This window comes from uncultured Methylibium sp., assembly GCF_902826655.1.
In the GTDB taxonomy this organism is placed as follows: Bacteria; Pseudomonadota; Gammaproteobacteria; order Burkholderiales; family Burkholderiaceae_C; genus Methylibium.
The window spans coordinates 1-8,375 of record NZ_CADEFR010000095.1 but is presented as its reverse complement, the minus strand read 5'-3'; the positions used below and the strand labels follow the sequence as shown (position 1 = coordinate 8,375).

Genomic DNA, 8,375 nt, shown 5'->3' with positions numbered 1-8,375 from the left:
TCGCCATCGATCCCGACGCGCCGCCGCCCGGCCGCGCGCGCTGGTTCGGGCTCGACGATCCGGCGGTGCGCGCGGCGCTGCGCCGCTCGCCGCGGCTGCTGCATGCGGTGGCGAGCCCGGCGGACATCGATGCCGCCTGCGCCGCGCTGCGGGCGATCGGCCAGGACGCCGGCGAGCCGACGGCGGCCCGGCGCATGACGCCGCAGGGCGAGCTGCGCTGGCGCATCACGCTGCGCGCCGACGGCATGCCGCAGCTGGACGGCGCGCTGCCGACGCTGATCGAGTGGCTGGGCGTCCATCCGGCCGAAGCGATGCCGGCGAGCGGCGTGCGGCTGCTCGACCTGACGCTGCATTGCGCGGATCCGCGGCCGGTCGAGGCCGCGTATGCGGCCCTGGGGCTCGGCTGGGCGGTGCGACAGCAGGCGCGCGCAGGGCGCACGCGTCTGGAGGCGCGCTTCGACACGCCGCGCGGCCCGGTGACGCTGCACGGCGGGCTGCCCGAGGACGGGCACGATGAGTAGCGTGATGACCGAAGCCCTGTTCCGCGACGACGCCTACCTGCGCGAGTGCGAGGCCACGATCGTCGAGGTCGGCGAGGCCGGCCTCGTGCTGGACCGCAGCGTCTTCTATCCGCTGGGCGGCGGCCAGGCCGGCGACGCCGGCGCGCTGCGGCTGGCGCCGGGCACGGCGGTCAGCATCGTCGACACGCGCAAGGGCGAGGCCGGGCGCATCGTGCATGTGCCGGCGCCGGGCCAGGACCTGTCGGCGCTGCAGCCCGGCATGCGCGTCACCGCCGCGATCGACTGGGCGCGCCGCCACCGGCTGATGCGCCTGCACACGACGACGCACCTGCTGTGCGCGCTGCTGCCCTATCCGGTCAACGGCTGCTCGATCACGCCCGAGCAGGCGCGCATGGACTTCGACACCTCGGAGCCCTTCGACGCCGCGGCGATCGAGGCCGGTCTGGCGCGACTGGTGGCCGGTGCGCACGCGGTCGGCACGCAGTGGATCAGCGACGAGGAACTGACGCCAACCCGCAGCTGGTGCGCACGATGTCCGTGGCGCCGCCGCGCGGCAGCGGCCGCGTGCGGCTGCTGCGCATCGAGGGCGTCGACCTGCAGCCCTGCGGCGGCACCCATGTCGTCAGCACCGCCGAGATCGGCGGCGTGCGCGTGCTGAAGATCGAGAAGAAGGGCGCCCGCGCGCGGCGGATCGTGCTGGGTCTGGCCGAGACGGCCGCGCTCAGCGCCTGAGGCGCCAGGCGCTGCGCAGGCCGGCCCAGGCGGCGCCCCGCTGCGGGTCCGCGTCGCTGGCCAGCGCGACGTAGCGGCGCGCCACCACGAAGCCACCGACCGCGACGAAGCCCAGCAGCGTGCTCACGAGCACGATCACGGCGCGCGCCGGCTTGCTCTTGCGGTCGGGCGGCTGGGCGATGTCGATCTGCTGCAGGGTCTGGCCTTCCTTGGCCTCGTCGAGCTTGGCCACCTCGTACTGGCGCAGCATGCTCTCCAGCAGGGTTTCCTGGAACTTCACTTCGCGACGCGCGCGGATGAAGTCGCCGGCAGCCTCGGGGATCTTGCCGGCCGGCAGGTCGATGAAACTGCCGCCGCCGGGTGACGATTCCATGCGCTGCATCTCGGCACGCAAGGCACGCAGCTCCGAGCCGAGGCGGATCACGTCCGGGTTCTCGGCCGTGGCGCCGGTGCGCAGCACCTTGAGCTGCACCTCGCGTTCGGCGATCTCGGCGCGCAGCCGCGCCATGCTGTTGAGGATGGCCTCGGCCTGCTTGTCCAGCACGATCATCCCGGACTTCTCCTGGACGCGCTGCTGGTCCAGGTCGGCCTTCACCAGGTTGTCCTTGGTCGCCTTGAGCTGCGATTCGTAGAACACGCGGCGCTGCTGCGCCTCGGTGATCGCCAGCCGGCCCATGACCTTGCGCAGTTCCTCGGCATAGCCGTTGGCCAGACCCGCGGCGAACTTGGGATCCTCGTCGTCGACCTCGACCGAGATGACGCCGGACTTCTTGTCCGCCGAGACGCGCACCTGCCGGGGCATCTCGCGGCGCAGGACCTCGAAGGTCTCGACGTCGTAGCGCTCGCGCAGCTTGAAGCGTTCGTCGAGCGCGCGCAGCACCGAATCGCTCTTCAGGAGGTTGACGTAGAGCTCGTCGGGCGTCTTGGCGGCCAGGCCGCCCGCCGCACCCCCCAGCGCACCCAGCGCTGCCAGCGCAGCGGCTGCCCCGCTGGGCTGCTGCTGGCCGGGCGGCAGCAGCGTCGTGCGGGCGGTGTAGATGTTGCCGAGCAGCAGGGCCACGACCAGCGACGCCACCGCCGCGATGCCGGTGACGAGACCGATCAGGCGCTTGTCTTCGCCCAGCCAGGTCAGCAGGTCCAGCAAACCGACCTGCGGGCCTTCGTCGTCGACCGGGTCGAGATCCGGCCCCTGCGCATGCACGGCGCTCATCGGCAGCTCAATCCTTGAAGGTGTTGATCGCGGCCGCGCCGAGGCCGAACTGGTAGAAGATCTGCGACCAGTCCTTCAGGCCGCGCACGAAGGCCCGGCCCCAGGTCTCGAAGTCGAGCTGGGTCGGCACGAAGACCGCGTCGCCGGGCCGCAGCGGCTGCGAGTTGATGCCGCCGCCGACGCCGAAGAAGCCGCGCCGGTCGGCGGCAGCGATGACGGTGCCGTCGGCACGCAGCACGAAGGTGTTGCTCGGGTCGGCGCTCTCTTCGACACCGGCCAGCTTGAGGTACTCGCCGACGGTGCGGCCGGAGCGCCACAGGAAGGCGTTGTTGTTGGCCACCGCGCCGGCCACCGTCACGAAGCCCGGTCGGGCCGGCACGTGGATGCGGTCGCCGGCCTCCAGCGGCACGTCGGGCAGGGCGTCGAAGCCGACCCGGTCGTCGGGCAACTCGAGCGCGATGCGACCGTTGGGCTGCAGGTTGCGCAGGCGCTGCAGCTGGGCCTGGGTCGCCGCGGCGCTGATCTGCGCCGACTGCGCGGTGGTCTCGACGCTGGCGTTGGCGGCCTGGCGCGCCGCCTGCGTCGCGGCCTGCGACTCGAGCCGCGCGATGGCCTGCTGCAGGTTCTCGAGCTGCCGGCGGCGGGTTTCCTCGCGCGAGAACTCCAGGCCGTAGACGTAAGCGCCGGGCGTCACGCCGCCGGCGCGCTGCAGCACCTGCTTGAGCGTTTCGCCGCCCTGCAGCTGGTAGACGCCGGGCGAGCCGACCTCGCCTTCGACCGAAACCAGCCGCGTCTGCTTGGACACCGAGACGCGGATGTCCTTCTGGCTGTAGATGGTGACGACGTCGCCGGCCTGGAGCTCGACGTTGGCGGCCGCGTCGCCGTCGAGCACCGCCTTGCCCAGGTTGAACGGGATCAGCTGCGTGCTGAGGTCGCGGGTCGACTGCCGCTCGATGACGGCGTAGTCCCAGTTGATGTCATCGAACAGCGGGGTCGGGTTCAGCGCCTCGCGGGCCGGCAGCGGCGCCGGATCGCGCAGCTCGCGCGCGTCCTGTCGCGGTGCCGCCGGATCGAGCGGCTCGCGCGCGGTGCCGGCCGTCGCGCGCGGCCGGGTGCGCGACAGCGCCGGGTCGGGCTGGTCGAGGCCGTTGCTCGCGTTGCGCTCGCGCGACCGGGTCGGGTCGTCGGCGTAGGCCGGATCGGTCGAGCGGCGGTCCGTCCGCGGCTCGAGCCGGCGCGGGTCGCGCCAGGGCTCCTGCGGCAGCGGCTCGATCTGCACGAGCTGGTTCTTGCGGCGGTAGAAGTCGGGCGAGACCAGCGCTTCCTTGTCGGGGATCAGGTCGCGGATGCGCATGCCGGGCTTGTAGGCGTAGCGCAGCGGCTGGGCCACATGGCCCTTGAGCGTCACCGCGTTGGCGACCTGGGGCGAGATGGCCAGCAGCGTCAGCACGTCGCCGTCGCGCATCGGCTTGCCGAGACCGGCCGCGTCGAGCGCGAGTTCCTCGACGTAGCGCGCGGTGCGGCCGCGCTGCGGGTCGATGCGCTCGAGCTGGGCGCGCTGCGGATTGCTCAGCACCGACGCGCCGCCGGCATAGCGCAGCACCTCGCGCAGCGGCTCCTCGCGACCCTTCAGTTCGAAGATCGCGGCCGTGTCGATCGCGCCGGTCAGCGCGACGCGCGCGCCGGCCGGCTGGAACACGACGACGTCGCCGGGCAGCAACTGCACGTCCTTGGACTTGTCGCCCAGCACCAGGAAGTCGTAGACGTCGAGCTCGGACACCAGCGCGCCATCGCGCTTCAGGCCGATGCGGCGCATCGAGCCGTTGGGCCCCGGGCCGCCCGCCGCCACCACGGCCGACAGCAGGCTCGACTGGCTGGACAGCGTGTAGACCCCGGGCTGGCGCGCCGGGCCGACCACGAAGACCTTGACGCCGCGCAGCTGACCGAGCGTGACGTTCAGGTTGAAGTTCGTGTACAGGCGGCCGATCTGCGCGCGCAGGTGCTTCTCGAGCTCGGAGGCCTTGACCCCCGCCACGGGGAAGGTGCCGACACGCGGCAGATTGATCAGGCCGTTGCGATCGACCGTCGCGCGGTAGTCGACATCGATCGAACCCCAGGCGCGGATGACCAGCTCGTCGCCGACGCCGACCGCATAGTCGCTCGGCACCGGCACGCTGTCGACCGGCGCGAAGCTGTCGGCCGCGTCCTCGAAGAAGCGCGAGCCGAAGACCGGCAGCATGCGGCCGGTCGCGTCCTCGACGAAGCGCTGGAACTCGCTGGGCACCGGCGGGAGCTTGTCGCGGGCCGTTCTTGAAGGGTCGATCGCGTCCTCGGGTCGGCGCTCCGACGCGCCAGGCACGCGCGGGGTCGTGCCGCGCAGCACCGGCGTCGTGCTGCCTTCGCGCGTCGCGTCGCGATCACGCTCGCGGCTGCGATTGCCGCTGGTGCCCGCGGCCGGGTAACCCGGGGCGTTGAACACGCCGTTGCCGGTCGTGCTGGTCGGCTCGGTCGGCGTCGTCTGGGAGTGCGTGTCGGTGGGTCCGAGAGCCAGACCCAGAAGCAGCGTCGCACCGAAGAGCGTCGAATGCCAGGCCCGGGTCGGTTGGACGGGCGATCGGTCGGGAGTCATGGATGGCGAGCGAGTCGGAGGCGCTGTGCCCGGGCGCCTTGGAGGCCAACGGAGCGGCGATGGTACTGGAAGCGTTTCGGACCTCCGGCGGGGTGCGATGTAAATTGACGGCCCATGCGCACGCCCCCGAGCCAGGACCCCGAGATCGCCGTGCTGACCCCGGAGACGCCCGAGCAACTCGAGGCGACCCGCGAGATCTTCCGGGAGTACGCGGCGGCGCTCGGCGTGGACCTGTGCTTCCAGAACTTCGAGGCCGAGTTGCGCGACCTGCCGGGCGACTATGCGGCGCCGGGCGGGGCCCTGCTGCTGGCCTACTGCGACGGCGAACTGGCGGCCTGCGGAGCGTTGCGGCCGCTGCCCGAGGCGGACGAACCCAATGCCTGCGAGATGAAGCGCCTGTACGTGCGGCGCGCCTTCCGGCGCTTCGGGCTGGGGCGCCAGCTGGCCGAGAGCCTGATCGCGATGGCGCGCGCGGCCGGCTACTCCGCGATGCTGCTCGACACGCTCGACGACATGGAGGCGGCCCGCGAGCTGTACGCGTCGCTCGGCTTCGAGGAGATCCCGCCCTATTACTACAACCCGATCCCGGGCGCACACTACCTGCGCGTCGGGCTCGACGGGCCGGGCTCGCGCTACTAGCGACTGGACGCAGACCCCGGCGCGGCCGCGCGCCCAGGAGACCGCGATGAACGCCTTCAAGCAACTGCTGCAGCATCGTCAACGCGGGCCGGACGCCCAGCCGCGCGCCAGTCACCAGCGGGTGCCGCTCGGCACCTGGCTGATGTCGGCCAGCCCGATGGTGGCCGAGGCGATCGGGCAGGCCGGCTTCGACTGGGCGGTGCTCGACATGGAGCATTCGCCGCTGGACCTGCCGGGGGTCGTGGCCCTGCTGCAGGCGGTGACCTCGACCAAGCTGGTGCCGATCGTGCGCCTGCCCTGGAACGACACGGTGCTGTGCAAGCGGGTGCTGGACGCCGGCGCGACGACGGTGATCGTGCCCTTCGTGCAGGGCGTCGACGAGGCGCAGCGCGCCGTCGCGGCGATGCGCTACCCGCCGCAGGGCGTGCGCGGGGCCGCCGGCATGAGCCGCGCCACGCGCTACGGCACCCAGCGGCTCGACACCCAGGCGGCCAATGCGCAGGTCGCGCTGATCCTGCAGCTGGAGACGCCCCAGGCGCTGGCCGCGCTGGAGGCGATCGCTGCCATCGAGGGCGTCGACGCGCTGTTCGTCGGTCCGGCCGATCTGTCCGTCGCGATGGGCCTGGGCTGCGACCCGCGCCACCCCTCGGTGCTGGCCGTGATGGCGCAGGCGGCTGAGCGCGCGCATGCGGTCGGCATGCCGATCGGCACCCTGGCCGGCACGCCCGAGATGGCCGCGCAGGTGCGGGCCGCCGGCTTCGACTTCGTGGGCCTGGGCACCGATCTCGGATTGCTGGTGCATGCCGCGCAGGCCTCGCTGGCCGCGCTCCGCACGCCGGACTCCGACCAGGTGCACTCGATCCACGTCGGCACCCACGCGTACTGAGGCCGGCCGGCCCTCCGCCGCCTCGTCGCGCGCAAACGGCGACGCCGGACATAAAGGAACCCACGGGTTATCACGTACAATCCCGCGGCTTTGCCGGAGTCAGCTGTGCCTTCCAAGATCCTGCGTTCCTCACAAGGCGAACGCGTCGGCTGGAACGACGACGACACGGCGGACGAAGCCGACGATGCGCCCTTCAGGCGCCTGAGCCCCGACGAGGCCCGGGCGCTGCGACTGCAGCAACCGTCCCTCTCGCCCTGGCGGGTGGTGGCGGCCCAGGCGGTCGCCGGTGTCCTGTGTGCCCTGGTGGCCTGGGCGCTGGCGGGGGGTGTCGCGGCGCTGTGGTCGGCGCTCTACGGAGCGGCGGCCACCGTCATCCCGAGTGCGCTGCTGGCACGCGGGATGGCTCGCAGGATGTCGAGTCCGGTGGCCGCGGCGGCCGGCTTCATGTTCTGGGAGATGCTGAAGATCGGGGTGGCGATCGCGATGCTCGTGATCGCCGCGAAGGTGGTGCCCCAGCTGAGCTGGCCGGTGTTGCTGGTCACGATGGTGGTGTGCATGAAGGTGAACTGGCTCGCGCTGCTGTGGCGCGGCCGTTGAACGACGACGAGGCTTCGAGAAGACGACCATGGCAGCAGAAAGCCACGCCCCGACCGCCGGTGAATACATCGTTCACCACCTGACCCATCTGCAGAACGCCAAGCCGAACGGTCCGTTCGACCTCTCGGTTCTCAATTTCGACTCGCTGTTCTTCGGCATCGTGCTCGGCGCGATCGGCTGCTGGCTGCTGTGGCGCGCGGCGCGCAAGGCGACGTCGGGCGTTCCCGGCCGCTTCCAGGCCGCCGTGGAGATCCTGGTCGAGATGGTGGACGCGCAGGCCAAGGGCATCGTCCACAGCGCCGCCAGCCGCAAGTTCGTCGCGCCGCTCGCGCTGACCGTGTTCGTCTGGATCTTCCTGATGAATGCGATGGACCTGCTGCCGCTGGACCTGCTGCCCGAGCTGTGGGCCTGGGCCTTCGGGGTCGCCGGCCACGACCCGCACCACGCCTACCTGCGGGTCGTGCCGACGGCCGACCTGTCGATGACGATGGGCCTGTCGGTCAGCGTGCTGCTGATCTGCATCTACTACAACATCAAGATCAAGGGCGCCGGCGGCTGGGTGCACGAGCTCTTCACCGCGCCTTTCGGTGCCCATCCGGTGCTGTGGCCGTTCAACTTCCTGATGCAGGTGATCGAGTTCGTCGCGAAGACGGTCTCGCACGGCATGCGTCTGTTCGGCAACATGTATGCCGGCGAACTGATCTTCATGCTGATCGCGCTGCTGGGCGGCGCGTTCACGCTGTCGGCCACCGGGCTGGGCCTGGCGCTGCTGCACATCATCGCGGGCAGCGCGTGGGCCATCTTCCACATCCTGATCATCACCCTGCAGGCCTTCGTGTTCATGATGCTGACGCTCGTGTACGTCGGCCAGGCCCACGACGCCCACTGATCCCCACCCGCAGCAGTTCCGCCGATCAGCGATCTCCGATCGACGATCATTTTTCTCATCTCTCGTTTCTCTATCTCACTAGGAGTCACCATGGAAGTCATCAGCTTTGTCGCCCTCGCCGCCGGCCTGATCATCGGTCTGGGTGCCATCGGCGCCTGCATCGGCATCGGCATCATGGGCAGCAAGTACCTCGAGTCGGCCGCGCGCCAGCCCGAGCTGATGGGCGAACTGCAGACCAAGATGTTCCTGCTGGCCGGCCTGATCGACGCGGC

General features: G+C 71.3%; 8 protein-coding genes and 1 pseudogene. 7 read left to right on the top strand and 2 right to left on the bottom strand.

What is annotated here, in order from left to right; genetic code table 11:
• The coding region (locus tag QZV97_RS19745; RefSeq protein WP_295646851.1) for a VOC family protein at positions 1-521 on the top strand (521 nt) is incomplete at its 5' end.
• A 1-nt stretch (position 522) separates the two neighbouring features.
• Positions 523-1,253 (top strand): annotated as a pseudogene (locus QZV97_RS19740) (alanyl-tRNA editing protein).
• Here QZV97_RS19740 and QZV97_RS19735 read toward each other — a convergent pair.
• Positions 1,243-2,463, bottom strand: a complete 1,221-nt coding sequence (locus QZV97_RS19735; RefSeq protein ID WP_295646848.1) for a Wzz/FepE/Etk N-terminal domain-containing protein — start codon at positions 2,461-2,463, stop codon at positions 1,243-1,245. The pseudogene QZV97_RS19740 and the gene QZV97_RS19735 sit on opposite strands and share 11 nt — an antisense overlap.
• Positions 2,464-2,470: 7 nt before the next feature.
• Entirely contained in the window at positions 2,471-5,092 is a 2,622-nt protein-coding gene (locus QZV97_RS19730) for an SLBB domain-containing protein (RefSeq protein WP_295646845.1), read from the bottom strand.
• Positions 5,093-5,206: 114 nt separating this feature from the next.
• Between QZV97_RS19730 and QZV97_RS19725 the strand changes: the two genes are divergently transcribed.
• The 5 genes from QZV97_RS19725 to atpE form a co-directional block, all read left to right on the top strand.
• Positions 5,207-5,731, top strand: coding sequence for a GNAT family N-acetyltransferase (locus QZV97_RS19725; protein ID WP_295646843.1), 525 nt, complete (start codon positions 5,207-5,209; stop codon positions 5,729-5,731).
• A 46-nt stretch (positions 5,732-5,777) separates the two neighbouring features.
• Positions 5,778-6,617 (top strand): aldolase/citrate lyase family protein, encoded by an 840-nt coding sequence (locus QZV97_RS19720; protein WP_295646839.1) that lies wholly within the window; start codon positions 5,778-5,780, stop codon positions 6,615-6,617.
• A 105-nt stretch (positions 6,618-6,722) separates the two neighbouring features.
• Positions 6,723-7,214: an ATP synthase subunit I gene (locus QZV97_RS19715; protein WP_295646834.1), complete on the top strand. Its 492-nt coding sequence runs from the start codon at positions 6,723-6,725 to the stop codon at positions 7,212-7,214.
• Positions 7,215-7,242: 28 nt separating this feature from the next.
• A complete protein-coding gene (gene atpB, locus QZV97_RS19710) occupies positions 7,243-8,103 on the top strand; it encodes a F0F1 ATP synthase subunit A (RefSeq protein ID WP_295646831.1) in 861 nt (286 codons plus the stop codon).
• Between the two features lie 90 nt (positions 8,104-8,193).
• Positions 8,194-8,375, top strand: a 182-nt coding sequence (gene atpE, locus QZV97_RS19705) for a F0F1 ATP synthase subunit C (RefSeq protein WP_295646828.1), incomplete at its 3' end; no start/stop codon positions are given.

Bases quoted from the DNA above. Each gene is read 5' to 3' on its own strand.
- QZV97_RS19720 (WP_295646839.1), top strand. From the start codon at position 5,778: ATGAACGCCTTCAAGCAACTGCTGCAGCATCGTCAACGCGGGCCGGAC.
- QZV97_RS19730 (WP_295646845.1), bottom strand. From the start codon at position 5,092: ATGACTCCCGACCGATCGCCCGTCCAACCGACCCGGGCCTGGCATTCG.
- QZV97_RS19725 (WP_295646843.1), top strand. From the start codon at position 5,207: ATGCGCACGCCCCCGAGCCAGGACCCCGAGATCGCCGTGCTGACCCCG.
- QZV97_RS19735 (WP_295646848.1), bottom strand. From the start codon at position 2,463: ATGAGCGCCGTGCATGCGCAGGGGCCGGATCTCGACCCGGTCGACGAC.
- atpB (WP_295646831.1), top strand. From the start codon at position 7,243: ATGGCAGCAGAAAGCCACGCCCCGACCGCCGGTGAATACATCGTTCAC.